We start from the raw sequence: 24,814 nt of genomic DNA on the forward strand, positions 1-24,814 counted from the left end.
TCGCGCACGCGCGCGCGCGCGCACAAACCCAACACACCCAACACAACACCCCTGCACGCCACAGTTTCCGGGCCCCTAATGTGTGTTGGCTTACCAAATCGACCCCAACACAAACCCAACACACCCAACACACTTTCAGTCGTATTCATGCCGCAAGCGTCCTTTTCACGTGCTCCCAACCTTCCACGTTCCAGCCAGCCAGCTTCGCCCGAGCACGCCATTCAGAGACGTTCCTGCCCAGCTCGGCCGCATTAATGGATGGGGGCAGGGAAGGATCGCCGTCAGAAGGAAAGAAGAACGCTGCGAAGCGCCGGGTATTACCATCGGTCCAGGGGATAGCCCGTGTCTTCTCCACCTTTGCACTGAGCATCAGCGAGAACTTGGTCTGACTCATGGAGTGCTCTTTGTTGAGCGAACACCACTCCAAGAACATCGCGTAGACGTCCGAGGTCAGAGCACTGCCCCACAGTCCGTACCCAAGCTCTCCAAGTCGCCAAAGGCTGTAGAACGTCTGCCACGCGGTGCGGCTCAGTTCGACCAGCCGTTGCCGGGCCTCAGTCTTCGGCGGTCGAGTGCGTTGGTCGAAGTCACCCAAGTCGACGCTCAACAGCCATCCGTACAACGCAGCAACGCCACCGTCGGCCAGCTCCCGAGCGATCGCCTTCTGGCGAGCAGCCGGCAACGTCTCCAGCGGCCACATGACCAACATTCGCCGGTCGTCTTCACTGATAGGCCAGGGCATGATTTCGTTGCTCAAGAACGCGGAGTTCATATGGTTGGACTCCTCCCAACCGTTGATGAACTTCGACTCCATGCGCACCGTCTTGCCGGTCACCATGTGCTTGATCTTGCCCACCTGGTTGTACCGCTGATCCCGACTCACAACCTCTTCGAAGACGGCCCACAGCTTGCCGCTCTGCCATGCGTTGAAGTTGCCTTCCAGTTGCTGCTGCCCGACAGTCGCCCCGTATCGGCCGTACAGCTCGCCCATAACGTCCGAAAACAGCAGGCTCTTACCGGAGCCTTCCATCGTTGAGTGGAACAAAATCGCCGTGTCCATCTTGGCGCCCATGTGCTGGAGCGGATAAGCCAGCCACCTGGTGAGCCACTCCAGGGCCTCGGCGTCGTGGTTGCACAGGAACGAGATCAACCAGCGCAGGTTTTCGCACGCGGCATCGTCGCGAACAGGCTCCAAGGGCAGCCCCTCAAACGTATTGATGTAAACCGCAGGGTCCTTGGTCATAGCTGGGTCGAACACGATGTGGTCGACGTCGACCACGCGCCGGTTCGGGCTGTTCAACCAAATCTGATAGGCATCACCCAACGCCATCTTGATGCTGCCTTCCGGCAGCCGGCGCTTCTTCTCTCGGTCCCAAGCCTCTTTCGTCCCGTCGATGTACACGTAGCGATCGAGCGGCGCGAGGCTCATCGCTCCACCCTTCTTACTGGACATCCGACGCGCCTGCTCAAGCTCTTTGACCTGCTCGCCAGATACCAACTTCTTGTCGGTCCTTTCCATCCAGGCCTTGGCAGCCGGCTTGCCGATCAGGGCCTCGAAGCCTGACCGTTTCATGGCCTGCCCCTTGTCCATGTCCCACACGTTCGTCGTGCCTTCGACCAGGGCAAAACGGCGGAGCGCACTCTTGAGCACCAACCCGCCCTCCCCCGCTCCCCCGTCGGTCGAGGAGGAGGCCTCCCCGCCGGCCGAGCTGGGGGCGTCTTGGTCAGCCACATCAGTGTCACCGTCGCCGGCATGTGCGGACTGCTCGATAGGCGATGGGGTGCGGGGAAGCTCACCGAGCGGCGGTGGCTCCGGTGGCCGAGAGCGCGCGTCGAGGCCCAAGGCAACTGCTGCCTCCCTGGTTGCCGCCCGTCGGTCGCCGTCGTGCATCAGGATGCAGTACACGTCGAAAGCGTCGTTCTTGTGGCCGTTGGCAAGGGGGTCAGAGCCATGATGCGAGTAGAGCTTGCCGTCACTGATGGTGACGCCCGGATCGCCGCTGCTGCTGTGAGGGCATAGCCATTTGTCACCCATGCGCTTGTACCCGTGCGCCTCGATCATCGTCGCGATGTCGTGCACGCGGTTGAACTCAGGAATGACTTCCGGCAGATCGCGATTGCCTGAACGGGCCAATGGTCGAGGTTTCTCGACCGCGCGAAGCACTGGCGCGACCGGCTTTGGTCGCCACGGGCAAGCCGCTTCCGCCTTAACCTTGAACTCGTCCCATGCCTGCCAGATAGCCAGCAGCTCGCCTGGCAGCTCCAGCAGCCCAGCGGGATCAGGCGGCTTTCTCCAGTAGTACGGCTCGCCAACATCCGGATGGATGGACGGCGGCAGTACATCTTGAACCGGGCCCGCGCGCAACTCGAACACGGTCACTTTCTTGAATGGCGCGATGGCGAGCAGCAGTGCGTTCTCAGCGACCTTATCTTCGGCATCCCGTGCGGCCTTCACCTGCGCGATTATGCCCTTGTAAATCGATCCATCAGGGTCAGCCTTGCTCGGCCAAACCAGCTTGCGCAGTTTCAGCTCTACACCCTCTGGTAGGCGAAACAAGAGCCGGAAACGCGCCGGATTCCCTACGACAGTCGGGTATTTCGCCGCGAGTTGGTCCAAGTCCAGCCCAAAGATGTCGCGGAAGACATCTCGCGACATCTCCACGTTGTCAACGTCGAGCGAACAAACCCGCCCCGGCCCGAGGACGGCGCCGAGGTTGTGGTTTGGATTCTCGCGCCAGAACGCCTCGGCGGAAGCGACATCGGTGAAATAGCCGCCTGGCCGGTTCCAGCCATCACCCCTCGGGCCCTTTTCCCCTGGCTCGATCGGCACTAGGGCAAGGTTGAAGGTCTCGATGTAACGCCGCGCCCAATCCGCCGTGGTAGGTGTTGAGCGCTGGCTCATCGGCGCCGCTCCCGCAGATCTTGGCAATCGATGCAGGTTTCGCACCCGGGCGCCGCGTCTTGGCGCGCCAACGGAATCGGCTCGTCGCAGTCCTCGCAGAACTGCGCGCTGGGCTTGATGGGACGGTTCGCGTGACGCTGCAGAGCAGCCTGGAGGAAGATTTCAGTCTGCTCAGCAGCCTGATCGAGCGGATCTGCAACGTTAAGCATGTGCGCCATCCTCCATGGACTGACGTGCACCAGCCATGATCGCCAGCACCTGGCGAATCACGTCCACGCCGCAGCTTTCCAGCTTCTGGACTTCGTGTGGTTCCCAAATATTGTCAGCGGCGCCTTCGTGCATGCTGCTGACGAACTGCGCGGCTTCTTCCAGCAGGTGGCCGACGGCTTTCAGTTGCTCGTTCGTTGCGGGGACGGGCTGAGGGCGGTACCAGACCACACCTGCCGCGCGGCCGAGGGCATCAAGCACGCGCTTGTCCTGGGTCCATTGCAGGATTTCTTCCAGCTCGTCGGGAGAGAGCCAGCGGCGTTCTTCATCGTGTTTGAGTTTCTTCTGCAGAGCGTCCACGTCCATACCGAGGTCAAAGGCCAGACTGGTGATACCGCCTCTGTAGGAACGTCCAGCGCGATAAAGCGCGTGACGGAGGGAGAGGGCCGGACCATCGTCCGGCAAAGTGTCGATTCGACTCATAACCGTTAATCCTTGGTTAACGGTGTGGACCGTGGAACAGGCAGGACCTATCCTACGGCCACAACCGTTGTGCAGTGTTTTGCGTGCTGTGGAACATTGCATGCGGTTCTAGTCATCCGGCGAATCTTGTGGTGAGAGGTGCCGGATGGCGGGGGTCGTCCAAACTAGGCTGGGGAAGCTTGTGGTGAGTGAACCCAGCCTAGTGATCCTTGCGCAGGTCGCTTTCTGCGGCCTTGATTTCTTCCTCGTAAAAGACCTCGATTGCTTTGCCCACCTCATAGCGGACAGCAGCTCCCTTCGTAGCGCGGTAGATCGTCGGCTGGGTCACTCCGACCCGATCTGCGATGGCCCGCTGTGAAAATCCCTTTTCGATCAATGCCTTGAGCATCTCTTTTATAGACATGACGCCTACCTATTCGTTAGCGAATACACGGATGTTACCCAAACGAATTATCGCAAGCAATACACTTTCGATACGAAAACTAATCAGAGTCGTAAGCAGTGATAGGAAGCCGCGTAGCAAAGCGTCTGCATGAATTGGGGATGTCTGGATACGAACTCTCCAGGAGATCAGGCGTACCTCAACCCACGATCCACCGGATCTTGAGCGGCACGTCAGCCAGCCCACGACAGGAAAATGTCGAGAAAATCGCTAAGGTTCTCGGGGTGACTACTGAGTGGCTTTGGAAGGGCGAAGCTCGACCCCTGGCGACAACTGGGCACGCTGCCAACGTTGAGCCAGGCCCACAGGTACGCGGGTTTGTTCCTCTGATCTCATGGGTGCAGGCAGGAGCATGGTGTGAAATGCAAGAACCCCTTGAAATAGAGGGTGTGGAGTCGTGGTTACCTTGTGCTGTATCGCATAGCAGCGCGACTTTCGCGCTCAGAGTGCGCGGCCTATCGATGTTCAATCCACATGAGCGCCGATCCTTCAGAGACGGCGACATCATTTTTGTAGACCCGGCTAAAGACTTCGAAAACGGTTCGCTGGTGGTGGCCAAGCTCGCAGACAGCAAGGAAGCAACCTTCAAGCAGCTCGTCATTGAAGGAGAACGTAAATTTTTGAAACCGCTGAACCCTTCGTGGCCGGACCCGATCATTGAGCTTCCCGACGACGCCACAATCTGCGGGGTTGTCGTTTCTAAAGTCGAGATCTTTTAATACCTCAACGCATACCCAATGCTTACGCAAAGGTATTGACCGAGAATATTCGTTTAAGTATTGTCTGGACCGCTACCCCTCTCACCACTGAGGTCCAGACATGGAAATCACACAGCACAACCAAGCGGGCAAGGTGTACTTGCACCCCACCGCTTGCACCCGCCCCGCGTTGGTCGCCGCATTCCAGCGCCGCACCGGCCTGCAACTGATCGTCTCTCCTGCCGGCATCGTCCGCGCGGTTCCCGCGAAGGGGGCCGCATGAACGAATACACCGTCCCGCTGCGCCGCGTCATGCTGCTGCAAGCCACGCTGGAGAACGGCGGTACCGCGACCTGCCAGATGCGTCGCCCAGAAACCTCGACTGACATGCACATCGCGGTCGAGAACGACGACCGCACCCACCACCTCAAGGCCACGTTCGGCCCAATCACCGGCTCGCTCACCCTACAGCGTGGCGATACCGCCAAGTACATGGCCCTGCGCGACTACCTGGAAGAGCTGGCCAACGGCCGGGCCTTCACTGGCGAGCCATCGCAACAGGCCATCGCACTGATGGAAGCCCAGGACTGCGTGAACGGGGTGCTGCCCCCCGGCCATATCGCCTACATCGTCCTCACAACTACCCCCGCCCGTCCCCTCGGTGCAGTTGTAACCGACGCTCAGGGCGAACTGCGAGCAGCCGCCACCGGCACCTGCATGCTGGACCTGGCCGAGATCATCCGCGCGAAGCTCGGGCCCGGCCGAGAGGGGCCCGGGGAGTCGCCATGAGCAAAACGCTGGACCAGTTGCGAACCCAGTGGGCCACACCCTGCCCGAGCATGACCGCTGTGCGAGAGCACTACTTCCCTCACATCGGGACGGACAGACGGTTCAGAGAGTTGATCAAGAAGGGCGAGATCGACCTGACGCTGAAGAAGCTGCACAACTCGGCCAAGGCGCAGCACGTGATCTACCTGTACGACCTTGCCGACTACCTCGATGCCCAGGCGGATCAGGCAAAACAAACGGCATGAATCAGGCGGCCCCGGCCATCAGGGGAACCTCAGCTTGCGCCAGGCCACCACCACACCTCGGCCTGGCGCCGGCCTCTTCGGAGCACAGCACATGCAAGCACCTCACTATATGCTCGCCCTCGCGATTGCGTGGATCGTCACGCTCACCGTCCTGCCTTACCTGTTCACCAAAACTCGCCACCGGGCGTATCACCAGGGCCTGACCAATGGCCTCAGCAAAAGGGATGCATTGTCCTGGCAGCGCCTACAGGATCTCGAGCGCCAACTGGAAAGCCGCTCGATCGAGCGCGAGACCGAGCAGCGCAAGCATCTGCAGAAGACCGCTGCTCTGATGGGGACCGTCAATGAACTGGAAGAACGCATTCGGGCGTACACCGGGCTGGCGGTCACCCCAGCCGACCACCGCCTGATGATTCAAGCCGCTGAAACTCTGCTGCTCGCCCAACGCACCTGGGGAGTGATGAAGGGCAGCGAGGCCTGGCGCGACCGCGCGGCCCTGGAGTCGGCAGCACTCACCCGCCTGGCCGCCTTGGTACACACCGAGGTTCGCCGGAATGCTCCCGCCAAAGCGGAGAGCGCAGCATGACTGCCGCTCAGAAGATCAACTTTGTCGGAGCACAGCAGCAGACCCTCCCCTTCCAGCGCGAGCTGTATGTAGACCTGTTTGCCGGCGCGGGCGGAGCCAGTAGTGGTGGCGCGCGGGTGTATCGCGACCCTGACGTGGCAATCAACCACAACCCGATCGCCATCGCCGTCCACCGCGCCAATCACCCCAAGACCCGGCACTACATCTGCGACATTTACGAGGTCGATCCACTGGAAGCCACCGGCGGGCAACCCGTAGGCATCCTGTGGGCGTCACCCGACTGCCGGCACTTCTCCAAGGCCAAAGGTGGTGCCCCCCGGAGCAAGAGCGTTCGCTCTCTGCCATGGGTTGTGGTGCGATGGGTCTTCGCCACCCGCCCTCGCCTGTTCCTGATGGAAAACGTCGAGGAGTTCCAGGCCTGGGGGCCACTGGACGATGCCGGGAAACCGATCAAGGCAGAAATGGGCCGAACCTTCAGGGCGTTCGTATCCTGCCTCACCACCGGCCTCCCGGCGGATCACCCGGACATGGCAGAAATCATGGCCTGCATCGGTCAATGGGTTCCCATGGAGGCCTTGGTGCGCGGCTTGGGCTGCAACGTGCAGTGGAGAGAGCGCCGTGCGGCAAATGCCGGGACGCCGACCATCCGTAAGCGGCTGTTCCTGATCGGTCGCACCGATGGCCGCCCAATCGTATGGACCAAACCCAAGCGCCACGAGAAACCCAAAGCGGGCCAACTGCCATGGCGAACCGCTGCGGAGTGCATCGACTTCTCCGACCTGGGCAAGAGCATCTTCGACCGGAAACGACCGTTGGTGGACAACACGTGCCGCCGCATGGCGAAGGGTTTCTGGCGGCACACAGTGATGGCGGAGCAACCATTTGTGGTCCCGCTGAGCGACCAGCAGCTGGCCGCCGCCAGCCTCACCGAATTCGCCAACGCGAGCACCCAGCGCACCTTCAGTGTGACGAAGCCCCTGCGCACTCAGGTTGCTCAGGTGAAGGGTGGCCACTTCGCCATGGCGTCGGCGCACCTTACCCACTTGACCCATCACGGGGATCGGTCGGGCTATCCCATGACAGAGTCCGTGCGGACCATCACCGGAGCGAACCGTGGCGAGCAAGCCATGGCCACCGCCTCCATGGTGACTCTGCGTAAGGGCTGCACCGGCAATAGCTTGTTGAAGCCCGTAAATGCCCTGACCACCGGCAGCGGACATCACGCCATCGCCGCCTGCCACTTCGAGCAGGCGAACGGCGGGTTCTACAAAGGCGATGGGCGGGCAGCCAAGGCTCCACTGAGCACCATCCTGGGCCGAGGCACCAACCAGCGCCTGGCGACTGCCTACCTGGTGAAGTACTACGGCACGGGAGGACAGTGGCAAGGCATGGAAGAGCCCATGCACACGCTGCCAACGAAAGAACGCATGGCCTTGGTCACTGTCGTGCAGGTGCCAGTTTCCATTTTGCCACCGGAACTGATGGAGCGAGCCCGGAAGTGCGCCCGCTTCCTGCACAAGTACCTGCCCGAACACTTCCCTGAGCCCGCCGACGTGGTGCTGCTCGGCGAATTCGCCCTGGTGGATTTCTACCTGCGCATGCTCAAGGCGCCAGAGCTCAAGCTGGCACAGGGGTTCAGCCCCGACTACATCCTCGATCGCGGACTATTCGAGAACCCGGAGACCGGTCTGCTGGAGTGGCTGCCCATCAGCAACACCGACCAGATCCGACTGATCGGCAACAGCGTCTGCCCTGAAGAGGCTGAAGACCTGATCGGCGCCAATGCGAAAGACCTGATCGACCTTTACCAGCAGGAGGCCGCATGACCATGCACAAGCACCTCTGGGAAACAGTAGACCTTGACGCCGGCGGCTATCACGTCTGCAAAAAATGCAAGCTAGGTTCTGAGTACGAACAACCAGCGACACCCTGCCCCGTCTCGGACGCCGAGCATCACGCCGCCGCCTGGCTCGGCCCGTTCGGCCTGTACCACTCCCGCACCGAGGCCCAGCTGCACTGCGAGCGAGAGCCTACGCCTGTATCGCTCGACGAGCTGCTGCTGCACGCCCAGCGCTATCTGCTCATCACTCGCCACCTCGGAATGGGATTCAAACCGCCTGGCGGCAAGGCGGTCACCAAGACCCCAGAAGCAACCGACTCTGCCTTAGACGCTCTCTGCACTTATCTGAAGGAGCAGAACAATGCCCAGCCCAGCTAAACAAGTTGATCCGCGCGACCTCTTTATCACTCGCAATCCAACCGGCCTGACGAGCGACGAACTGGAGAAGGGACGCTCAGGCTTCGTTGACGACCGCACCCACGGCGACTACTTGGTTTTCCTCGCCGGCTACGAAGCCGCCGCGGGCCTGGACCCGATCTACAAAGGTCCGGGCCGCCACGACCTGGTAGAAGCCAAGGGCTGCAAGCCCGAGATCAGCATCATGCTCTCCGAAGTGCCCTGCGCCGGAGCAGCGGGTGGACGCGACCTAAACAAGCCGGAGGGCGGCACGCCCGACAGCGACATCCACCCCGGCAGTACATCCACCTCGAAGGCCCGCTGCGAAGCCAAGGCAGCAGATAACGACTTGTTGATGCCACAGGTCGGCTTGCTGGCAGCAGTGAGACGAGTCTACCCAAATGGCAGCCGGCTACTGATCAAAGCCGGCAGGAACAAGATTGAAGTTGAGGTGACAGGCCACTGTGCAGCCTGGTGGTCTCGCCCTGGCTATATCTACGGAAAGAATCCAAAGACCGGCAAAACCCGCACCTTCCATCACAGCGCCGTTTTGGAGGTCCTGCCTTGAGCCCACCAGCCTCCAGGCCTCGCATGGCTACCCACAGCCTTGACCTGCCCGTGATGTGCGACATCTGCGGCCAAGCACGCTCAACCCGCAACCATTCCCGCTGCAGCAAGATCCGGCAGCAGCGCAAGAACGTCGAGTGGGAATCATACATGGCCAACGTCACCGCTAAGAAACTTCATCAGCTTCAACGCCTGCAGCCACTTCGGTAAGTCGGAGAATATTAAATGGCAAAGCCACAAGTAAAACCCATCCACGAAGCAAACAAACAGACCGCCGAAGCGGTTCAACTTCTCATCACTCCCGCTGTATGGATTCGAAAAGAGTTGTTATTCCCTGTCTTCGGCTTGAGCACTGAAGCCGTGCGTAAATATCGCGACCGTGGAATTTGGCTGGAAGAGAAACAATGGCGAACGGACCCTGCTAACGTCATTGTCTACAACCGTGTCGAGATCGAAAACTGGATGGCCGGCCGTCCATGAGTGTCAAACTACCAGCAGGTGTTGACGCCCTACCCACGGGCGTTGATATCAATGGCAACCTCCTGCGAATCGCCTTCATGTACGAAGGCGAACGCCGCCGGGAGCCGCTTCGTAACGTCGCTAAGATCAACAAGGCCGCCATCGCCTATGCGGATAACAAACGCAGGACAATTCTTGCTGAGATTAAGGAGAACCGCTTCGACTATGCGGCTCACTTTCCCGACTCGGCCTGGCTGAAGGCTAGACAGGAAGCTCCAAACGAGCCAGCTAAGCGAACCGTCGACGAAGGCATAGTGCAGTGGCTTGCGGTTGCCAAAGTTAAGAAAGCCCACAGCACGTTCATCAACTACAAAAGTAAATCCGAACACGTTAGAAAGAAGTTTAGCGGCAGAGCAATCGCAAGCATTCCAAAAAGCGAGCTTGAATTATTCCAAGCCGAGCTACTCACTAATGGCCTCAAACCGAAAACGGTAAATGATGTCTTCACGATTATACGGGGGGTGTGGGGGGATGCGTTCAGCGATGAAATCATCAAGCTCAACCCCCTGGAGCGTATCGAGAACATCCAGTCTGACAGCGAGAGCGAATTCGCAGACCCATTCACCCGGAGCGAGATCGAGCGGATAACCGCCGCCGACCCTGAGCGAACAGCAGACAGCCGGATGATCGTCTTCAACTGCTGGGCCGGGCTGTCGCTCTCCGAGTTGATCGCGGCCGGTGTAGAAGATGTCGACCTGGTGGCCGGCACTTTGACAATTCGGCGCGCCCTGGTCGCAGGGGAATTCAAGGTACCGAAGGAACGCTCACGCATTCGTACTGTGGAGCTCATCGCGCCTGCCCGGGAGCTGCTGACCATGATCGTGGCCGACGCCAAGGATGCCGAACCCACCCACATCACCGTTGTGCAACGAGACAACATCACGAAAAAGCATGAGCGGGTTCGCTTCCTGTTCCGCAGCTCCACCAGCGGTCTGCTGTGGAACGGCAAGACCGTCAGCAACTGGTTCACCGCCCACCTCGAAAAAGCAGGTGTTCGTCATCGAGGCGCCAACCAGGCACGCCACACTTTCGCGAGCCAAGCATTATCGAGTTACGTCCCAATTGAGTGGGTCGCCCGCCAACTCGGCCATAGCGACACGACCATGGTGCGCAAGCACTATGGTCGTTGGATTTCGAAGGACACAAAAAGTATGGCAGATATCGTATCGAAGATGATGGGGTTCGATCACGGAATAGCGGGATCAAATTCCACACCAATGGAAAGATGATGCGTCTGCTGCTCTATCAACATATTTCTAATATCTGTCAGACGCACCGCGTGAAGCCGGGGAATCGGACCCTCACTGAATACTAACGCCATACACTTTCGAGCCGCCAGCCAAAAAGTCTTTTCAGCAGGCGGCATTTCTTTATGAATTAGCTCGATGTTATCAAATAACTTTATAAAGCAGGATGCCATTTTTTTAATGTGCTGGATATCGTGCACCACTAACCGCTGCGCACATAAGTATTCTACATCATCATAAAAATGCGATATACGCGATCTATCACTCAAAAAACAAGATCGATTTATTGTCACCTGAACATTGACTACGATCTGCCACAAAATGTCTAGACCACCATACTTCGGATCATCGAACTCGCAATCAATAAGATCGTAGCGCCGAACGTCCGGCAAATCCGGCACCAGCATCCTTATGGTTTCGCCTTCCCAACCACCATCTATTGTGGTTGTCTTGCATTTACTCCAACCCGGCAGACGTTCAAACCATTTCGAGCGCGAATCCATCCTCGCCTTCTGCGCCGCCCAAAGCATGAAATCAACAACTTGCAATCCAGGCTCTGATTTGCCAGCAACCTCAAACGTAACCTTAGGATAGTATTTAACAATGAATGGTGAAAGATATGTATTGCGCGCGAGATCGAACCATAAATCCGGCCACCACTTTGAGAGCAACGCACCTACGTTCAAGTTGCCCCGCTGCTCGAAAACAAACGTCAGTTCGACACAGTGAGAAAACAAGCCGACGACCGCCAATTTTGACGCCAAATCATAGAGGTCTTCTTTCGAGGAAAATGAATGCTTCGCCGTATGGAAGACATGGGACCGGAAATCCCCTTTCACATGCGAGCAAATAGCCTTGCACAAATGAGAATGGGCATTCTTGCTATCGTCAGCCGCGTGAAAGAACGAACGCTCCAAAGTGCGATCATCCATAGGCTTCTGGTCGTGATGGAATCGATCAAGATCATTTCGAAGATTTTCAAGCGCCTCATCGATTACGACCTGCTCAATTCGCTCAGGAGTAACCAGACACGCATACCCACTGAACTGGCCCTCTCCAAACTCAGTTTCATCCAGATACACAAACATTGGATCCTGCCTTCCCTTATGGCCACATCACCAGTGTCGAGATCATACAGCCCTATACTGGTGTCGACACCATGGCCCGAAGCGGCCCAATGCGTTCTCAGGGGCGGAGAATATGCCCTAAAAATGCCCTAACTCTAAACGCTGAAACGACGAAGCCCCCGAAAACTTCAACGTTTTCGGGGGCTTCGGCTACTTCGCGTATGGCGGAGAGATAGGGATTTGAACCCTAGGTACTGTCGCCAGTACAACGGATTTCGAATCCGTCCCGTTCGGCCACTCCGGCATCTCTCCAATGGCGCGCATCATACCAGCACTTTTGCCAAAGGCGAAGCCCCTGGATGAAAAAAATCGCGTGCTTTCAGATGCTTGCGCGAACGTGCCGAATTACAGTGGCACGCCCAGGCGTTTTGCGACTTCTTCGTAGGCTTCGATCACATCACCGAGGCCCTGGCGGAAGCGGTCCTTGTCCATCTTTTTGCGGGTTTCCTTGTCCCACAGGCGGCAACCATCCGGGCTGAACTCGTCACCCAGGACGATTTCGCCGTGGAATACGCCGAACTCCAGCTTGAAGTCCACCAGCAGCAGGCCGGCGTCGTCGAACAGCTTGCTCAGCACTTCGTTGACCTTCAACGACAGGGCTTTCATTTTCACCAGTTGTTCGGCGGTGCCCCAGCCGAAGGCAACAACGTGGGATTCGTTGATGAACGGGTCACCCTTCGCGTCGTCCTTGAGGAACAGCTCGAAGGTGGAAGGCTCCAGCTTGATGCCTTCCTCGACGCCCAGGCGCTTGACCAGGCTGCCAGCAGCGAAGTTACGCACCACGCACTCGACCGGAATCATGTCGAGCTTCTTGACCAGGCATTCGTTGTCGCCCAGTAGTTTGTCGAACTGGGTCGGAATACCGGCTTCTTCCAGTTTCTGCATGATGAAGGCGTTGAACTTGTTGTTCACCATGCCTTTGCGGTCGAGCTGTTCGATACGCTTGCCGTCGAAGGCAGAGGTGTCGTTGCGGAACAGCAGGATCAAGCGGTCAGCGTCGTCGGTCTTGTAAACCGACTTGGCTTTGCCGCGGTAGAGTTCTTCACGTTTTTCCATGATGGGCTCCGCTTGCTAAATGAGAGGGGGCTAGACGATTTCGCGCCAGTCGAGCCCACAATCCTGGTTGGCCACTTGCAGCCAGTCCGGGTCGCACCCAAGGGTATCGACGAAACATTGCCGGGCCAGCTGTGGCAGGTTGTTCTTGCTGCTGAGGTGGGCCAGCACCAGGTGCTGCAGATTTTCCCACCCCAACTCCGCCACCAGGCGCGCGGCCTGATGGTTGTTCAAATGTCCGTAATCGCCGCCAACCCGCAGTTTTAGAAACTGCGGATAATGTCCCCGTGCCAGAAGGTCACGGCAATGGTTGGCTTCGATCAGCAGGGCATCCAGGCCCCGGTAATGGTCCAGCAACGTCGTGTCGTACGAGCCCAGATCGGTCAGCACGCCGAGGCGCCGTCGACCATCCGTGAACACGTACTGCAAAGGCTCCAGCGCATCATGCGTCACACCCACCGCACGAATGCTGAGGGCGCCCACGTCGAACGTATCGTTCGCCGCGAGAAACCCTGCCGCTTCCAGCGGTTTGCGCAACCCGCGCAACGTGCCACGACTGAGATAGACCGGAACATTGTAGCGCCGTGCCAGCAACCCCACCCCATGCACATGATCGGCATGTTCGTGAGTCACCAGCACGGCGCTCAATATGTCTGGCGATACACCGAGCCGCGCCAGGCGCCGCTCGGTTTCACGCAGGGAAAATCCGCAATCGACCAGTACGTGCGTGTCGCCACTGCTGATCAGCGTGCCATTTCCCTGGCTGCCGCTTCCAAGTACCGCGAAGCGCACTTAACCCAGGTTGTCCTGAATGACGCTCAGTACGCGACGGGCCACATCGGCCGGGGCCACGGTGTTGATGTTCTTCTCGACGGTAACCTGGACGCTGTCGCCCACCTTGCTCAGGCGAACCTGATAGCGCTCGGCACGGGCTTCGATCTCTTCCTTGCTCGGCGCACTGCCGAAGACGCGGCTGAAGAAACCAGGCTCGCTTTTCGGCTCGGCTTTCTCGGCCAGGTTGATGTAGTACAAGCCCAGGCTGCGGTTGATGTCTTCAACGCGCCATTCGCCGTGCTCCAGGGCACGACCGACACTGGACCAGGCGCGATCGAGATCGGCACCGAGGTTCAGAACCGGGTTGCCACTACCGTCTTCGCTCAGGCTGACACGGCTAGGTGCATCGAAATCACGGGCCGCGAGCAAGGACACCGAACCGCCCTTCTCGGCGCTGCGGGTCATGCTGGCAAGCATTTCGTCGACCAGTACGGCGTCGACGCCGGTGTTGGTCGAACGGGCCGGGAATTCCTGCTCGGCACTGCTGCCGGCGGCACGCTCGACGGTCACCACATAGACTTCACTGGTGTTGCGCTGCACGCCTGGCTCGATACGGACCCGCGCGCGGACCTCGTTGTCGCGGCTGCTGGCGGCACCACCCAGGCGCTCGGCCATGGAGGCGGAAAGCTCGTCGAAACGCTGCCAGGTGGTGTTGAACTCACCCGTCTGCGGACGCTCTTCGGCGATACGGAAACCGTTGTCCTCGAAGAACTGGCGGGCAACCGGCCAGACTTCGGCCGGAGCGCGCTGGGCCAGGACCCAACGAGCGGCGCCGCTCTTCTGCAGGCTGAAATCGGTAGCGTCGGCGCTGGCCGCAAGCGGCAGCGGACGCGGAACTTCGTATTCACCCTTGACGTTGTCGTCCGCGACGTTGCGCGGGATCGGCAGCAGAGGGTCGAGACGCTTGACGTTGCTCACATCAGGCGGCAACTGCATGGGCGGCTTTTGAGTGGCCTCCAGGTAGTCGCTGCCACGGTCACGGAAATACCCGTCCTCGCCCCAGAGCCAAGCGCAACCGCTGGTGCTGGAAATGATCAGGGCAAGGGCGGAAAGACCAGCCAATCGCTTCATGCGGTGTACGTCCTCAATTAAAACTGCAGGCCGCACTGGCGCATGGCCTGGCGTACCGTATCGTGACAGGAGTCGCTCAGCCAGGTCAGCGGCAGGCGGATGCCTTGGTGCATCAGGCCCATTTCAACCAAAGCCCACTTCACCGGAATCGGGTTGGCTTCGATGAACAGGTGCTTGTGCAGTGGCATCAGTTTTTCGTTGATGGCGCGGGCTTCGTCAGCCTTGCCTTCGAGTGCAGCGTTGCACAGGTCGGCCATTTCACGCGGGGCGACGTTGGCGGTCACCGAGATGTTGCCCTTGCCGCCCAGCAGAATCAGTTCGACAGCGGTCGGATCATCGCCGGACAGCACGAGGAAGTCTTCGCTCACGCCGTCGATGATGGCCTTGGCACGCTTCAGGTCGCCGGTGGCTTCCTTGATACCGATGATGTTCGGCACGGTGGACAGGCGGATCACGGTCTCGGCCTGCATGTCGCAGGAGGTGCGGCCGGGAACGTTGTAGAGAATCTGCGGGATGTCGACAGCTTCGGCGATGTGCTTGAAGTGCTGGTACAGGCCTTCCTGGGTCGGCTTGTTGTAGTACGGCACCACCAGCAGGCAGGCATCGGCGCCGGCATTCTTGGCGTTCTGGGTCAGGTGCACGGCTTCGCTGGTGGAGTTCGCACCGGTACCGGCGATGACCGGGATGCGACCATTGACGCGCTTGACCACGAATTCGATGACCTGGATGTGTTCTTCGACATCGAGGGTCGCCGACTCGCCGGTGGTGCCGACTGCGACGATGGCATGGGTACCGTTCTGCAGGTGGAAGTCCACGAGTTTGCTGAGGCTGTCCCAGTCCAGACGCCCTTGTGCATCCATGGGTGTGACCAATGCCACCATACTGCCCGCAATCATGAAGCTGCTCCTGCCGGAAAAAGAGAGCGGTAATGGTACTGGCGCCATCGGGCTTGCACAAGCGACGCAGGCGGGCAGAGCATTCCCCTCGGCGGCCATTTTCGCTACCCTTCGTCCTTTGATCGGTACATAGCGGCCTGCCGGGCTGCCGACAACGTGCCCCGACAGTGTCCGCCGCCTCGATCCAGAGGCCCGGGAGCACGCTGAACAGCCTGTTCACCCCGTCAAGTACCGACCGCTCATCGCTTTAGGAATGCTATGTCCACCCCCACCGTCCGCGAACAATTCCTTGTCGTCAGTGCTTTGGGCCCAAGCCCGATGGAACTGACCAACATCCTTTGCCGGGCCAGCAACGACAGTCGCTGCTCGGTGGTGACCTCCCGCCTGAGCCGCCACGGCGAATGCAGCGCGCTGATCCTGCAGATCACCGGCAACTGGGATGCCCTGGCGCGCTTCGAGGGCGCGCTGCCGAGCCTGGCGAAAAAGCACGGCTTCATCGTCAACGTGGTGCGCAGCGCCGACCTGGAAGTGCGTCCGCTGTCGCTGCCGTATGTCGCCTATGTCAGTGCCGCCTACCGCCCCGACATCGTCAATGAGCTGTGCCAGTTCTTCATCGACCACAATGTCGAGCTGGAAAGCCTGACCTGCGATACCTATCAGGCTCCGCAGACCGGCGGCACCATGCTCAATGCCACGTTCACCGTCACCCTGCCGGCCGGCACCCAGATCAGCTGGCTGCGTGACCAGTTCCTGGACTTCGCCGACGCGCTCAACCTCGATGCGCTGATCGAACCTTGGCGCCCACAGAACCCGATGTAAGGAAGATTGCTCATGGCCGTTGAACTCGACCAACCCATCGCCGATTTCCAGGCGCTGGCCACCAGCGGCCAGCAGGTCAGCCTTGCCGCGCTGAAAGGCCGTCAGGTGGTGCTGTATTTCTATCCGAAGGACAGCACGCCGGGCTGCACCACCGAAGGCCAGGACTTCCGCGACCAGTACGCCGCCTTCCAGGCCGCCGGCACCGAGGTGTTCGGCGTTTCCCGTGACGGCATCAAGTCCCACGAGAACTTCAAGGCCAAGCAGGCCTTTCCCTTCGAGCTGATCAGTGACAAGGACGAAGCCATCTGCCAATTGTTCGACGTGATCAAGCTGAAGAAGCTCTACGGCAAGGAATACCTGGGCGTGGACCGCAGCACCTTCCTGATCGACAAAAACGGCGTGCTGCGCAAGGAATGGCGCGGCGTGAAAGTGCCGGGCCACGTGGCCGCGGTACTGGCCGCAGCGGAAGAATTGAACAAGGCGTGAATATCAAACGGGGCATGTCGAACATGCCCCGTATTGTTTCAGAGCAACGGTGCCACCGCGGGCTCACGCCGTGGCCAGGCATCCAGCACGGCCTTGAACAGCGTCGCCAGCGGAATGGCGAAGAAGATCCCCCAGAACCCCCACAACCCGCCGAACAGCAGCACCGCGCAGATGATCACCACCGGGTGCAGGCTCACTGCTTCGGAAAACAGCAAGGGCACCAGCACGTTGCCATCCAGGGCCTGGATGATTGCGTAGACGGCCATCAGGTAGATGAACTGGTCGCCCCATCCCCACTGGAACAACGCGATCAGCGTGACCGGCACCGTCACCACCACCGCACCGACGTAAGGCACCACCACCGACAGCCCCACCAGCAGCGCCAGCAACGCCGCGTAGTTGAGCCCGAGGGCAACGAAGGCGATGTAGGTCGCCACGCCGCAAATCAGAATCTCGATGCCCTTGCCGCGAATGTAATTGGCGATCTGCCGGTTCATCTCCTCGGCCACCCGCGTCATCAGCGCGCGCTCCTGCGGCAGATAGCCGCTGACCCAGCGCGCAATGGTCTCGCGGTCCTTGAGGAAGAAGAACACCAGGATCGGCACCAGCACCAGGTAGATCATCACATTGACCAGCAGCGGCAGGCTCGACAACGAGAAGGTCAACGCCCACTGGCCGAACTTGCCGATTTCCCCGCGCATGGCTTCGATGGCTTGCAGCACCTGGTCATCGGACACCAGGTGCGGGTAGCGCTCAGGCAGCAGCAGAAGCAGCGACTGCCATTTGCCGAGCATGCCCGGCAACTCGTTGAACAGCGTGATCAGTTGATGCCAGAGCAACGGCACCAACACCAGCAGGAACACGCCCAGCGCCCCCATGAACAGGGTGAAAACCAAACCCACCGCGACCTTGCTGGGCACGCGCAGACGCTCCAGGGCGTTCACCAGCCCCTGCATGAGAAACGCGAGGACCATGCCCGCCAGCACCGGGGCCAGCATGCCGCCCAGGGTCAATACGGCGGTGAACCCGAGAAACAACAGGACCGCCAACACCACGGCTTCCTCGTCCGAGAAATAGCGGTGCAGCCAACTGCGTAGCACTTTGAACATCGACGATCCTTGGGTAGGAAAGAAACTCAGGCCTTCTTCAGCCAATAGGTGTAGACCCCGCCCTCGGCGGTATCGAGCAGCAGCGTATGACCGGCTAGCCTGGCAAAAGTGCGGAAGTCACGCTGCGAGCCAGCATCGGTGGCAATCACCTTGAGCACCGCGCCGCACGCAAGGCGATTCAGCTCCAGCTTGGCCTTGAGCAATGGCAGTGGACAGTTGAGGCCACTGGCGTCCAGTTCGGCATCGTGGTGCAAGGTGTCAGTCATCAAAACTCTCCAGAAAAACCAGCCGGCCAGACAGCGCTGGCGTGCGGCGCAGGCAAGCCTCGCAGAATACCGCCACTGGTCGCAACCGTGCGAGGCGGCTACAGTAAGGCTCTTTGTCGACCAGAGCTTCGTGCATGAATTTTCTGCGCCCTACCTTGCTGACACTGGCCTGCCTGCTGGCGCTTCCGAGCCACGCCGACGACCTGCCGTCACTTGGCGACGCCAGCTCTGCCATTGTCTCTCCGCAGCAGGAACACCAACTGGGCCGGGCCTGGCTGAGCTTGTTGCGCGGCAATGTCAGCCAGTTGTCGGACCCACAGCTCAAGGATTACGTCGAGTCCAGCGTCTACCGTCTTGCCGAAACCAGCCAACTGCAGGACCGCCGCCTGGAGTTCATCCTGATCAACAGCCCGGACCTGAACGCCTTCGCCGCTCCCGGCGGGATCGTCGGCGTCAACGGCGGCCTGTTCCTCAATGCCCAGACCGAGGGCGAATATGTCTCGGTACTGGCCCACGAACTCGCGCACTTGTCGCAACGCCACTTCGCCCGCGGCGTCGAAGCCCAGCAGCGCATGCAACTGCCGATGATGGCCGCCCTGCTGGCGGGCATCGTGATTGCCGCTTCCGGCGCCGGTGACGCCGGTATCGCCGCCATCGCCGGCACCCAGGCGGCGGCCATCCAGGAACAGCGGCGGTTCTCCCGCCAGAACGAACAGGAAGCCGACCGTATCGGCATCCTCAACCTGGAAAAAGCCGGCTACGACCCGCGCAACATGCCGTCCATGTTCGAGCGACTGATGCGCCAGTACCGCTTCGACGCCAAGCCGCCGGAATTCCTGCTGACCCACCCGGTGACCGAGTCGCGTATCGCCGACACCCGCAACCGCGCCGAACAGGCTCCTGCCGGCGGCACCGAAGACAGCCTGCGCTATCAGTTGATGCGTGCCCGGGTGCAACTGTTCTATGAGGGGACGCCCGGCCTCGCGGCCAAGCGCTTCCGCGCCCTGCTGGATGAAACCCCCAACCTCGATGCTGCGCGCTACGGTCTGGCGCTGGCACAGATCAAGGGCGGCCAACTCAATGAAGCGCGGGAAAATCTCAAGCCGCTGCTGGCCAAATCACCCAACGACATCACCTACAACCTGACCCAGATCGACCTGGACATCACCAACAACCGCCTGGCCGATGCTCAGCAACGGGTCGACAAGATGCGCCAGCTCTACCCGGGCAACTATCCGCTGCAACAGGTTCGGGCCGACCTGCTGCTCAAGCAGAACAAACCCGCCGAAGCCGAAAAAGCGCTGGAAGCCTTGATCAAGAACCGTGGCGACGACCCGGATATCTGGTACGACCTGGCCGAAGCCCGCGGGCTTTCAGGCAACACCATCGGGCTGCACCAGGCACGCGCCGAGTTCTTCGCCCTCACCGGCGATTTCGACCAGGCGCTGCAACAACTGGATTACGCCAAACGCCGGGCGGGTACCAACTTCCAGCTCGCGTCGCGGATCGACGCCCGTCAGCGGGATTTGCTGGAGCAGCAACGAATGGTCAAGGACATGATGCGCTGAGGCCTGTGGCCTCGATCCACAGGATTTGAGCCCGCCTCGACAACGAGGTTGGCGCAAATCCTGTGAAGGGCTGCCGAGCAGCCCTGAAAGACTCAAGCGTTACCGGACAACTTCAGCCGCGCAGCCTGGGTAAAGTCCAGCATCCGCTGCAACGGCTTGATCGCCTGCGGAATCAATGCCGGTTCCACGAAAATCTCGTTCGTCCCTTCACGCAGGCACTGCAAGGTGCGCTCAAGCGTGTTCATCGCCATCCAAGGGCAGTGCGCGCAACTGCGGCAGGTCGCGCCGTTGCCGGCGGTCGGCGCTTCGATGAACTCTTTGTCGGGGCACAGCTGCTGCATCTTGTAGAAGATGCCGCGATCGGTTGCGACCACAAACTTCTTGTTCGGCATGCGTTGCGCGGCGGCGATCAACTGGCTGGTGGAGCCCACAGCGTCAGCCAGCTCGATGACGGCGGCCGGCGATTCAGGGTGCACCAGAATCGCGGCGTCGGGGTACAGCGCCTTGATATCGGCCAGTTGCCGCGACTTGAATTCTTCGTGAACGATGCACGCACCGTCCCACATCAGCATGTCGGCGCCGGTCTGCTTCTGGATGTAGTTGCCCAGGTGCTGGTCCGGTGCCCAGATGAAGGTCTCGCCGTTGTCCATCAGGCTTTCGACGATTTCCAGCGCGCAACTGGAGGTCACCACCCAGTCGGCACGGGCCTTCACTGCCGCCGAAGTGTTGGCATACACCACCACGGTGCGCTCCGGATGCTTGTCGCAGAAGGCCGAGAACTCGTCCACCGGGCAGCCCAGGTCGAGGGAGCAGGTGGCGTCGAGGGTCGGCATCAGGATGCGTTTTTCGGGGGTGAGGATCTTCGCGGTCTCGCCCATGAAGCGCACGCCGGCCACCAGCACGGTCTTGGCCGAGTGGTTCTTGCCGAAGCGGGCCATCTCCAGGGAGTCGGCCACGCAACCACCGGTTTCCTCGGCCAGCGCCTGGATCACCGGATCGCAATAGTAGTGGGCGACGAGCACCGCATCCTGCGCCTTGAGTTCGGCGGCGATGGCGGCACGGTATTCGGCCTCTTGTTCAGGCGTGAGCGGCTTGGGCTGCTTGGCGTCCAGATGGGCCTGGACCAGAAGGCGTTCGGAAATCTGCGTCATGTTCGCAAGACCTGCTGGCGCTGATGCGCGTAAGTCGAGTGTATCATCGGGCACGGACAAATCGGGTAACAGCTTGGCCTTTGCATTTTCGGCAAAAGTCCGCCGCAACCTCGGTTTTATGAGTCGCCGAAGGCTACAGATAATCGGATGAATTCTAAAGAGATTTTTGCCCGATAAAGCGAGCGGGCGACGCTCGACACGTCGCCCGCGGAGCAAGGTGATTACTGAGCAGCACCGGTCAGCAGTGCGGCACGTCCCCTGACGAAGGCGTCGAACTGCTCAACGGTCATTTTCTGCCCGTTGAAGTCCACCAGGCCGTCGGCGTAACCCAGGTGCATCAGGATGTTGTCACCCTGCACCGTCGCCATCTGGGTTTGCAAGGCCATCATGCCGACCATCTCGCCCGCTGCCGACGCCTGCCGGATCGAGTCGGCATCCAGGCCATCCAGCGTGGCACGCAGGGCCGCGATATCACCGATCATTGGCTTGGAAATCTTCAGATTGGCCTGGACCGACTTGATCGATTGGGCCAGCGCCTGCTCCGGCGGCAGGTCCGCCAGCGCCACACCGGCGAGGTCGACAGCGAGGTCAACGCGGCTTTCGCCACTGGCCGTCTTGAACGACAGTTCCTCCAGCGCTACCCGTGGCTGGCCGGCCAGCACGCCCTGCAATACATCCTTCAACAGCGGATCGTTCAGAAGCTGGGCACCATCGGACTGTTCCAGGGCAATGGCTTCCAGTTCCGGCATATGTTGCTCATACCAACTCACCAGTTTGCCGATTGCCTCGGGATTCAGGCGCTGCACGCTCCAGCCCATGCGTGCGCTGCCCAGCGGCTTGCCGGCATAGCTGATATCGGAAACCTGATACACACCCTTGAGCGCCAGACCATCGTTCTCGATGCGGTAGGTGTCACGCAGGTCCAGGCCGAACTTCAGCGACGGCTGGCCATCGTAGACAACCGACACCTCTCCCAGGTCGGCCACATAAGAACCGGTATAGAAGCCGTAACGGCTCTTGCTCATGTCAGCGGCGAAGGTAAGGTCCTTCAGGCCGAAGTCCAGTGTCGAACCGTCGCCTTGCGTCAGGGTCAGGTGCTCCATGGCAGCCCCGAAGCGCAGCTCATCGCCATGGGCATCGGTGTCGATCTGCAGCGTCAGACCGGAAAACGAGAACATCACGCCCTCCTCGCCCTTCACTTCCAGCGGCGCCAGCTTGAGGTTGGTGCGCACGGCACCGCCATAACTCAGGCTCATGCTGCCGCCCAACGGCAGTTGATCACCTGCGGCGGCGAACCATTTCTCGGTCTTGTCGGTTTTCTCAAGCGCGTAAGTGCTCGCAGCCATCACGGGTGCAAGTTGCAACTGCTTGAGCCGCGACCACGGGAAAGGCCCGTGCTCGATGTGATCGACGAAATCCAGCGCCACCGACTCTCCGTCCGGGTCGCTGAGGGTCACCCGGTAGCGGGCGAGACTGGTGAATTTATGCGACTCCAGGGAAAGCAGTTCCACCTTGCCCTGCATTTGCGTGCCCATGGCCACGTCCAGTTGGCGATTGACGTCGGCCAGGGCAGCGTTCAACTGCGCGGGCAGTTGCTGGCCGGTGTACCACGCGATCGACGTCCAGGTCGCCGCGACCATTACAGCCAGCCCGCCGATAACTACCAGTGTTTTCTTCATGAAGTGATCCAGTTGCGTTCCTTGGAAAAGAAAGCCCGGACACCAGGGTCCGGGCCTTCAAGGCGGCGAGAGTAGCATTTATGCTGCGGGATTCAGTGCAATGCGGACAGCGATCGTCTGGCCATATCTATCCAGATCGTTCTCAAGAACTCCTCCCTTGTCATCTTCTTGCCATTGAGATCCACATCATCAGGTGGGCTAAGTTGCAGCTTCATCAGAATGCTGTCGTCCACTACTTCCAGAAAAGGACTCCGCTCAGCCTCGCTTGAAAGTATCTCCCACAAGGTTCGACTGTTGAACGCTCCGCGCATGGTGTCCGCAGTGAGCCTGCCGAGGTTGAAGGGACGCGCCCACTCATCGATAGTCGATTTGGAGATCTCGAGATTGACATTGCCCGACTCAGGCATCTGCTCAATCAAGTCAGCAAAGGAAATACGGTCATCGTCCGGCCGACGAAATTGAACAGACATGTCCGCCCGACTCTCTCCCTCGCTCGTTTTGAATGACAACTCTTCGATTACGAATTTCGGCCTGTTCGTCAGCAGCTTGAGCATGGCTGCTTCAAGCCGATCGTCCGATTCGCTCAACAACCCTTTCGGATCGGTATTTGCTCCATTTGTCTCGGCAACATCTACCGCGCTCATAGTGCCCCACACTCCCGAGCGCCGTCCCTGCAAAAATCCTTTGAGCGCCGCCGGGTCCAGACCTTCGACACGCCACGCCAGCCGAGCGCTGCCATACGGCCAACCAGCCAGCCGGATATTCGGAGCAACGATTATCTGCTTCCTCGAATACCCGTCCTCGGCAACCTGATACTCATCATGGAACGCGGCCCGGCCAAACGATAAAGTCTTACCGGCAGATTGAAATCCGACATCCGTCGAACCGACTTTCAGCCAACCGGTCCGCAGCCCCTGAAGACCTGTTCCCAAGTGAGCATTCACATCTATTCCCGCGAGATAGACATATACACTGCGGATGTTCTCACTCTTCAGATGTATCCTGAGGCGCTCCATCTCGCCGGAAATAGCCACGGTGTCGTCACCTTGAGCCGAGTTCAGGAGCAAACTTCCTCCGCTGGACGTCAGCGAATAATCCTGTTCCGTGATCTCGAACGGCGCGAACTCGACGTGAGTGTTGATGGTTTCTTCGTAATTGACGCTGATACCCCCACGCAACGGAACCTCCCCTTTACTGGCGGAAAACCAGGTCGCGGAGCCTTCGGTTTTGACCAATGAGAAATTGCTTGTAGCCATCACTGGCATCAGTTGCATGCGCTTCACCCTCGACCACGGTAACGGCCCATACTCGATACGATCAACGAACTCCAGTTGAACAGGGTCCTGCCCCACCGACTCGTAGGTCACCCGGTAACGGGCATCGGCACTGAAGGTATGAAAGGCGCTCCAAAGCAGCTCGATTTTTGCCTCCCCCTCGTGCCCCAGCGCTACCTGCAATTGCTGGTTGGCATGCTCAAGCAGCGCATCCATCCGTGTCGGCATTGATTTGCCGGTGTGCCATGTGATCCACGCACAGCCAGCAGCACTGAGCGCAACAACGCCAGCGAGTGCAACCAGTATCTTTTTCATGAAGAGGTCCAGACAGTGGAGAAAACCACCCGGACCTTGCGTACCGGGCATCAGGGGCCAGGAGGTTAGCACCGCGATCGCGGGCAAAAAGCTCAGGAATCCGCCACCGATACGCTGGAAAACTCGACGCATTTCGTAGCCTGTTTCCGAGGCCAAATCCGATGCCGGCAACCAACGCCCTAGAATCCACCTCACAACCCCGCCAGACACTCACATAACTGTCATCGGACGCTGACATGTTCAGG

27 protein-coding genes and 1 tRNA gene are annotated in these 24,814 nt (G+C 59.9%); 13 read left to right on the top strand and 15 right to left on the bottom strand.

The features are described from left to right. Positions 1 to 145 precede the first annotated feature (145 nt). The 4 genes from CKW37_RS03035 to CKW37_RS03050 all read right to left on the bottom strand — a co-directional run bounded on the left by CKW37_RS03035 (position 146) and on the right by CKW37_RS03050 (position 3,995). Positions 146 to 2,902, bottom strand: coding sequence for a DUF5906 domain-containing protein (locus CKW37_RS03035; RefSeq protein ID WP_095153967.1), 2,757 nt, complete (start codon positions 2,900 to 2,902; stop codon positions 146 to 148). After that, positions 2,899 to 3,111, bottom strand: coding sequence for a TraR/DksA C4-type zinc finger protein (locus CKW37_RS03040; RefSeq protein ID WP_095153968.1), 213 nt, complete (start codon positions 3,109 to 3,111; stop codon positions 2,899 to 2,901). Before CKW37_RS03040 ends, CKW37_RS03035 begins: the two co-directional genes overlap by 4 nt. After that, on the bottom strand, positions 3,104 to 3,592 hold the full coding sequence (locus CKW37_RS03045) for a phage regulatory CII family protein (RefSeq protein ID WP_095153969.1): 489 nt from the start codon (positions 3,590 to 3,592) through the stop codon (positions 3,104 to 3,106). Before CKW37_RS03045 ends, CKW37_RS03040 begins: the two co-directional genes overlap by 8 nt. A gap of 199 nt (positions 3,593 to 3,791) precedes the next feature. Next, a complete protein-coding gene (locus tag CKW37_RS03050; protein WP_095153970.1) occupies positions 3,792 to 3,995 on the bottom strand; it encodes a helix-turn-helix domain-containing protein in 204 nt (67 codons plus the stop codon). A 98-nt stretch (positions 3,996 to 4,093) separates the two neighbouring features. Here CKW37_RS03050 and CKW37_RS03055 point away from each other — a divergent pair, with 98 nt between their 5' ends. The 10 genes from CKW37_RS03055 to CKW37_RS03100 all read left to right on the top strand — a co-directional run bounded on the left by CKW37_RS03055 (position 4,094) and on the right by CKW37_RS03100 (position 10,903). Then, complete coding sequence (locus CKW37_RS03055; RefSeq protein ID WP_095153971.1) at positions 4,094 to 4,753, top strand: LexA family transcriptional regulator; 660 nt, start codon at positions 4,094 to 4,096, stop codon at positions 4,751 to 4,753. Between the two features lie 100 nt (positions 4,754 to 4,853). After that, the gene (locus tag CKW37_RS32765) at positions 4,854 to 5,015 is read left to right on the top strand and encodes a hypothetical protein (RefSeq protein ID WP_159985216.1); all 162 of its coding nucleotides are present in this window, start codon (positions 4,854 to 4,856) and stop codon (positions 5,013 to 5,015) included. Then, positions 5,012 to 5,521 carry a hypothetical protein gene (locus CKW37_RS03060; RefSeq protein WP_095153972.1) on the top strand — a complete coding sequence of 170 codons (510 nt, stop codon included), beginning with the start codon at positions 5,012 to 5,014 and terminating at the stop codon, positions 5,519 to 5,521. The genes CKW37_RS32765 and CKW37_RS03060 overlap by 4 nt, the downstream gene beginning before the upstream one ends. Next, positions 5,518 to 5,766, top strand: coding sequence for a pyocin activator PrtN family protein (locus tag CKW37_RS03065; RefSeq protein WP_095153973.1), 249 nt, complete (start codon positions 5,518 to 5,520; stop codon positions 5,764 to 5,766). The genes CKW37_RS03060 and CKW37_RS03065 overlap by 4 nt, the downstream gene beginning before the upstream one ends. A gap of 91 nt (positions 5,767 to 5,857) precedes the next feature. Beyond that, complete coding sequence (locus tag CKW37_RS03070) at positions 5,858 to 6,352, top strand: hypothetical protein (RefSeq protein WP_143501865.1); 495 nt, start codon at positions 5,858 to 5,860, stop codon at positions 6,350 to 6,352. Next, positions 6,349 to 8,178: a DNA cytosine methyltransferase gene (locus tag CKW37_RS03075; protein WP_095153975.1), complete on the top strand. Its 1,830-nt coding sequence runs from the start codon at positions 6,349 to 6,351 to the stop codon at positions 8,176 to 8,178. Before CKW37_RS03070 ends, CKW37_RS03075 begins: the two co-directional genes overlap by 4 nt. Beyond that, positions 8,175 to 8,570, top strand: a complete 396-nt coding sequence (locus tag CKW37_RS03080; RefSeq protein ID WP_095153976.1) for a hypothetical protein — start codon at positions 8,175 to 8,177, stop codon at positions 8,568 to 8,570. The genes CKW37_RS03075 and CKW37_RS03080 overlap by 4 nt, the downstream gene beginning before the upstream one ends. Continuing rightward, complete coding sequence (locus CKW37_RS33110; RefSeq protein WP_256587676.1) at positions 8,554 to 9,156, top strand: hypothetical protein; 603 nt, start codon at positions 8,554 to 8,556, stop codon at positions 9,154 to 9,156. Before CKW37_RS03080 ends, CKW37_RS33110 begins: the two co-directional genes overlap by 17 nt. 224 nt (positions 9,157 to 9,380) lie before the next feature. Further along, positions 9,381 to 9,635 carry a hypothetical protein gene (locus CKW37_RS03095; protein WP_095153978.1) on the top strand — a complete coding sequence of 85 codons (255 nt, stop codon included), beginning with the start codon at positions 9,381 to 9,383 and terminating at the stop codon, positions 9,633 to 9,635. Further along, positions 9,632 to 10,903 carry an Arm DNA-binding domain-containing protein gene (locus CKW37_RS03100; RefSeq protein WP_095153979.1) on the top strand — a complete coding sequence of 424 codons (1,272 nt, stop codon included), beginning with the start codon at positions 9,632 to 9,634 and terminating at the stop codon, positions 10,901 to 10,903. Before CKW37_RS03095 ends, CKW37_RS03100 begins: the two co-directional genes overlap by 4 nt. Here the strand turns inward: CKW37_RS03100 and CKW37_RS32295 are convergent. From CKW37_RS32295 to dapA, 6 genes are all read right to left on the bottom strand, one after another. After that, the gene (locus CKW37_RS32295; RefSeq protein WP_143501867.1) at positions 10,861 to 12,009 is read right to left on the bottom strand and encodes a hypothetical protein; all 1,149 of its coding nucleotides are present in this window, start codon (positions 12,007 to 12,009) and stop codon (positions 10,861 to 10,863) included. The two genes, CKW37_RS03100 and CKW37_RS32295, sit on opposite strands and share 43 nt — an antisense overlap. Positions 12,010 to 12,210: 201 nt before the next feature. Then, positions 12,211 to 12,300 (bottom strand) — tRNA-Ser (locus tag CKW37_RS03110). Positions 12,301 to 12,393: 93 nt separating this feature from the next. Continuing rightward, on the bottom strand, positions 12,394 to 13,104 hold the full coding sequence (gene purC / locus CKW37_RS03115; RefSeq protein ID WP_095153981.1) for a phosphoribosylaminoimidazolesuccinocarboxamide synthase: 711 nt from the start codon (positions 13,102 to 13,104) through the stop codon (positions 12,394 to 12,396). Positions 13,105 to 13,134: 30 nt separating this feature from the next. Further along, on the bottom strand, positions 13,135 to 13,893 hold the full coding sequence (locus CKW37_RS03120; RefSeq protein WP_095153982.1) for an MBL fold metallo-hydrolase: 759 nt from the start codon (positions 13,891 to 13,893) through the stop codon (positions 13,135 to 13,137). Next, the gene (gene bamC / locus CKW37_RS03125; protein ID WP_095153983.1) at positions 13,894 to 15,006 is read right to left on the bottom strand and encodes an outer membrane protein assembly factor BamC; all 1,113 of its coding nucleotides are present in this window, start codon (positions 15,004 to 15,006) and stop codon (positions 13,894 to 13,896) included. It lies immediately after the preceding gene. A gap of 17 nt (positions 15,007 to 15,023) precedes the next feature. After that, positions 15,024 to 15,902: a 4-hydroxy-tetrahydrodipicolinate synthase gene (gene dapA / locus CKW37_RS03130; protein ID WP_095153984.1), complete on the bottom strand. Its 879-nt coding sequence runs from the start codon at positions 15,900 to 15,902 to the stop codon at positions 15,024 to 15,026. 258 nt (positions 15,903 to 16,160) lie between these two features. Between dapA and CKW37_RS03135 the strand changes: the two genes are divergently transcribed. Then, positions 16,161 to 16,721, top strand: coding sequence for a glycine cleavage system protein R (locus CKW37_RS03135; protein WP_095153985.1), 561 nt, complete (start codon positions 16,161 to 16,163; stop codon positions 16,719 to 16,721). 12 nt (positions 16,722 to 16,733) lie between these two features. Beyond that, a complete protein-coding gene (locus CKW37_RS03140; protein WP_095153986.1) occupies positions 16,734 to 17,207 on the top strand; it encodes a peroxiredoxin in 474 nt (157 codons plus the stop codon). A gap of 38 nt (positions 17,208 to 17,245) precedes the next feature. Here CKW37_RS03140 and CKW37_RS03145 read toward each other — a convergent pair whose 3' ends face one another. Both CKW37_RS03145 and CKW37_RS03150 read right to left on the bottom strand, forming a co-directional pair. Further along, entirely contained in the window at positions 17,246 to 18,316 is a 1,071-nt protein-coding gene (locus tag CKW37_RS03145) for an AI-2E family transporter (RefSeq protein ID WP_095153987.1), read from the bottom strand. Positions 18,317 to 18,342: 26 nt separating this feature from the next. Further along, a complete protein-coding gene (locus tag CKW37_RS03150) occupies positions 18,343 to 18,582 on the bottom strand; it encodes a sulfurtransferase TusA family protein (protein ID WP_095153988.1) in 240 nt (79 codons plus the stop codon). 134 nt (positions 18,583 to 18,716) lie between these two features. Here CKW37_RS03150 and CKW37_RS03155 point away from each other — a divergent pair, with 134 nt between their 5' ends. Then, positions 18,717 to 20,150 (top strand): M48 family metalloprotease, encoded by a 1,434-nt coding sequence (locus tag CKW37_RS03155; RefSeq protein ID WP_095153989.1) that lies wholly within the window; start codon positions 18,717 to 18,719, stop codon positions 20,148 to 20,150. Positions 20,151 to 20,242: 92 nt separating this feature from the next. Here CKW37_RS03155 and nadA read toward each other — a convergent pair whose 3' ends face one another. The 3 genes from nadA to CKW37_RS03170 all read right to left on the bottom strand — a co-directional run bounded on the left by nadA (position 20,243) and on the right by CKW37_RS03170 (position 24,569). Beyond that, on the bottom strand, positions 20,243 to 21,301 hold the full coding sequence (gene nadA / locus CKW37_RS03160; RefSeq protein WP_095153990.1) for a quinolinate synthase NadA: 1,059 nt from the start codon (positions 21,299 to 21,301) through the stop codon (positions 20,243 to 20,245). Positions 21,302 to 21,522: 221 nt separating this feature from the next. Next, complete coding sequence (locus CKW37_RS03165) at positions 21,523 to 22,980, bottom strand: YdgA family protein (protein WP_095153991.1); 1,458 nt, start codon at positions 22,978 to 22,980, stop codon at positions 21,523 to 21,525. 92 nt (positions 22,981 to 23,072) lie between these two features. After that, on the bottom strand, positions 23,073 to 24,569 hold the full coding sequence (locus CKW37_RS03170) for a YdgA family protein (protein ID WP_159985218.1): 1,497 nt from the start codon (positions 24,567 to 24,569) through the stop codon (positions 23,073 to 23,075). Between the last annotated feature and the right edge of the window lie 245 nt (positions 24,570 to 24,814).

The organism is Pseudomonas sp. Irchel 3E13 (assembly GCF_900187455.1).
Classification (GTDB): Bacteria; Pseudomonadota; Gammaproteobacteria; order Pseudomonadales; family Pseudomonadaceae; genus Aquipseudomonas.

Coding starts and splice junctions, on each gene's coding strand:
- CKW37_RS03040 (WP_095153968.1), bottom strand. CDS start 3,111: ATGCTTAACGTTGCAGATCCGCTCGATCAGGCTGCTGAGCAGACTGAA.
- bamC (WP_095153983.1), bottom strand. CDS start 15,006: ATGAAGCGATTGGCTGGTCTTTCCGCCCTTGCCCTGATCATTTCCAGC.
- CKW37_RS32765 (WP_159985216.1), top strand. CDS start 4,854: ATGGAAATCACACAGCACAACCAAGCGGGCAAGGTGTACTTGCACCCC.
- CKW37_RS03170 (WP_159985218.1), bottom strand. CDS start 24,569: ATGAAAAAGATACTGGTTGCACTCGCTGGCGTTGTTGCGCTCAGTGCT.
- CKW37_RS03165 (WP_095153991.1), bottom strand. CDS start 22,980: ATGAAGAAAACACTGGTAGTTATCGGCGGGCTGGCTGTAATGGTCGCG.
- CKW37_RS03145 (WP_095153987.1), bottom strand. CDS start 18,316: ATGTTCAAAGTGCTACGCAGTTGGCTGCACCGCTATTTCTCGGACGAG.
- CKW37_RS03135 (WP_095153985.1), top strand. CDS start 16,161: ATGTCCACCCCCACCGTCCGCGAACAATTCCTTGTCGTCAGTGCTTTG.
- CKW37_RS03050 (WP_095153970.1), bottom strand. CDS start 3,995: ATGTCTATAAAAGAGATGCTCAAGGCATTGATCGAAAAGGGATTTTCA.
- CKW37_RS32295 (WP_143501867.1), bottom strand. CDS start 12,009: ATGTTTGTGTATCTGGATGAAACTGAGTTTGGAGAGGGCCAGTTCAGT.
- CKW37_RS03155 (WP_095153989.1), top strand. CDS start 18,717: ATGAATTTTCTGCGCCCTACCTTGCTGACACTGGCCTGCCTGCTGGCG.
- CKW37_RS03060 (WP_095153972.1), top strand. CDS start 5,012: ATGAACGAATACACCGTCCCGCTGCGCCGCGTCATGCTGCTGCAAGCC.
- CKW37_RS03080 (WP_095153976.1), top strand. CDS start 8,175: ATGACCATGCACAAGCACCTCTGGGAAACAGTAGACCTTGACGCCGGC.
- CKW37_RS03035 (WP_095153967.1), bottom strand. CDS start 2,902: ATGAGCCAGCGCTCAACACCTACCACGGCGGATTGGGCGCGGCGTTAC.
- CKW37_RS33110 (WP_256587676.1), top strand. CDS start 8,554: ATGCCCAGCCCAGCTAAACAAGTTGATCCGCGCGACCTCTTTATCACT.
- CKW37_RS03075 (WP_095153975.1), top strand. CDS start 6,349: ATGACTGCCGCTCAGAAGATCAACTTTGTCGGAGCACAGCAGCAGACC.
- CKW37_RS03100 (WP_095153979.1), top strand. CDS start 9,632: ATGAGTGTCAAACTACCAGCAGGTGTTGACGCCCTACCCACGGGCGTT.
- dapA (WP_095153984.1), bottom strand. CDS start 15,902: ATGATTGCGGGCAGTATGGTGGCATTGGTCACACCCATGGATGCACAA.
- purC (WP_095153981.1), bottom strand. CDS start 13,104: ATGGAAAAACGTGAAGAACTCTACCGCGGCAAAGCCAAGTCGGTTTAC.
- CKW37_RS03065 (WP_095153973.1), top strand. CDS start 5,518: ATGAGCAAAACGCTGGACCAGTTGCGAACCCAGTGGGCCACACCCTGC.
- CKW37_RS03095 (WP_095153978.1), top strand. CDS start 9,381: ATGGCAAAGCCACAAGTAAAACCCATCCACGAAGCAAACAAACAGACC.
- CKW37_RS03150 (WP_095153988.1), bottom strand. CDS start 18,582: ATGACTGACACCTTGCACCACGATGCCGAACTGGACGCCAGTGGCCTC.
- nadA (WP_095153990.1), bottom strand. CDS start 21,301: ATGACGCAGATTTCCGAACGCCTTCTGGTCCAGGCCCATCTGGACGCC.
- CKW37_RS03045 (WP_095153969.1), bottom strand. CDS start 3,592: ATGAGTCGAATCGACACTTTGCCGGACGATGGTCCGGCCCTCTCCCTC.
- CKW37_RS03070 (WP_143501865.1), top strand. CDS start 5,858: ATGCAAGCACCTCACTATATGCTCGCCCTCGCGATTGCGTGGATCGTC.
- CKW37_RS03140 (WP_095153986.1), top strand. CDS start 16,734: ATGGCCGTTGAACTCGACCAACCCATCGCCGATTTCCAGGCGCTGGCC.